The following is a 1,747-nucleotide window of genomic DNA, read 5'->3' as shown; positions in this document are numbered from 1 at the left end:
CCACCGATGAAGAACTTCTGACCGATCAGGAAGATCACCACGGCCGGAAGTGTGAACATGACGCAGGCGGCCATCAGCGGCCCCCACGCCACGTCATTCTCACCGAAGAAGGCGTACAGACCGATCGAAAGCGTATAGGTGGACTCGTCGTTCAGATAGATGAGCGGGTTGAGGAAGTCGGTCCACGCCCACACGAACTGGAAGATCGCCGCCGTCACGATGGCGGGCCGCGCCAACGGCAGCACGATCGTCGCGTAGGTGCGGAACTCGGAGGCGCCGTCCAGGCGGGCGGCCTCGATCAGCTCGTCCGGCACCGCGAGCAGGAACTGCCGGATCATGAAGATGAAGAACGGCGTGCCGAGGAACGCGGGGACGATCAGCGGCAGATACGTGTTGGTCGCCTCGAGCCCGTTCCACACCAGGAACAGGGGGATGAGGGTGACCTGCGGCGGGAGCATCATGGTGGCCAGCACCAGGATGAGCAGCGGCCGGGAGCCGCGCCAGCGCACCTTGGCCAGCGCATAGGCCACGAGCGGGCACGAGATGACCGTGCCGAGGATGCTCATCCCCGACACGAACAGGGTGTTCCCGAGATAACGCCACACCGGGATCTGCTCGAACGCCTCGGCGAAGTTGTCCAGCGTCCAGTCGGTCGGCAGCAGCGACGGCGGCGAGGAGAACACGTCGCCCGGCGTCTTGAACGCGGTCGACAGCATCACGAGCAGCGGGAACAGGAACAGCAGCGCGAGCAACGCGACCGAGACCTGCTGCCGGGCACGGCGCATCGTCCGGCGTACCCGCCGGGGACGCTTGCGGATGACGGCGACGTCAGCGTGTGCCATCGTGCACCCACTTCCTCGAGGTCGCGAGCACGATCAGGCTCACGACCAGCGTGATGATGAACAGGGTCCAGGCCATGGCCGACGCGTAGCCCATCTTCAGGAACACGAACGCGTTCTGATACAGGTACATCGCGTACGACAGCATCGACTGCCCCGGCCCGGAGCCGGCCTGATTCAGCCGTTCCTGGGAGAGGATGTACGGCTGCGTGAAGATCTGCAGGAATCCGATGATGCTCACGATCACCTGGAACAGGGTCACCGGCGAGACGGTCGGCCAAGTCACGCTGGTGAAGCGGCGCCACATGCCCGCGCCATCCAGTTCGGCCGCCTCGTACAGCTCCTTCGGGACCTCCTGGAGGGCGGCGAGGTAGATGATCATCGTTCCGCCGACGGTCCACAGCGACATCAGGATGATGGCGGGCTTGGTCCATTCAGGCTCCTGCAACCAGGCCGGTCCCTCGATGCCGAACCAGGACAGGAAGTAGTTCACGAAGCCGTACTGGGCGTTGAGCAGCCAGCGCCACAGGTAGCCGCCGACGACGACGGGCACGATCGAGGGCAGGTAGACGAGCGCGCGGTAGAGCGGCTGGCCCCGCACCGGGGTGTTCAGCAGGTGGGCACCCGCGAGGGCGATGCCGATCGCGAGCGGAACGCCGAAGACCGTGAGGACGGCGGTGTTCGCGAGCGACTTCCAGAAGACGCCGTCGTTGAACATCTGCACGTAGTTCGCCAGCCCCACCCACTCCGGGGACTGGAACAGGTTGAAGTCGGTGAAGCTGTAGTACGCGGACGCCGCGATCGGGTAGGCGAAGAGGAACAGGAACCCGACGATGAACGGCGACGCGAACGCGAGGCCGATCAGGGTCGACCGGCGGGTGCGACGCCGCCGCGGGGCGCGCCCGGCG

Annotated in this window: 2 protein-coding genes; both read right to left on the bottom strand. The window is 65.8% G+C overall.

What is annotated here, in order from left to right:
- Positions 1 to 842 (bottom strand): carbohydrate ABC transporter permease (locus ACNPM4_RS14305; RefSeq protein WP_448986094.1); only part of this gene is annotated, 842 nt, incomplete at its 3' end.
- Positions 829 to 1,747, bottom strand: a 919-nt coding sequence (locus ACNPM4_RS14300) for a carbohydrate ABC transporter permease (RefSeq protein ID WP_448986093.1), incomplete at its 5' end; no start/stop codon positions are given. The genes ACNPM4_RS14305 and ACNPM4_RS14300, both read right to left, overlap by 14 nt.

Source organism: Microbacterium umsixpiens (assembly GCF_053543675.1).
The sequence above is the reverse complement of the archived record's forward strand: the minus strand, read 5'-3'. Positions and strand labels throughout refer to the sequence as shown.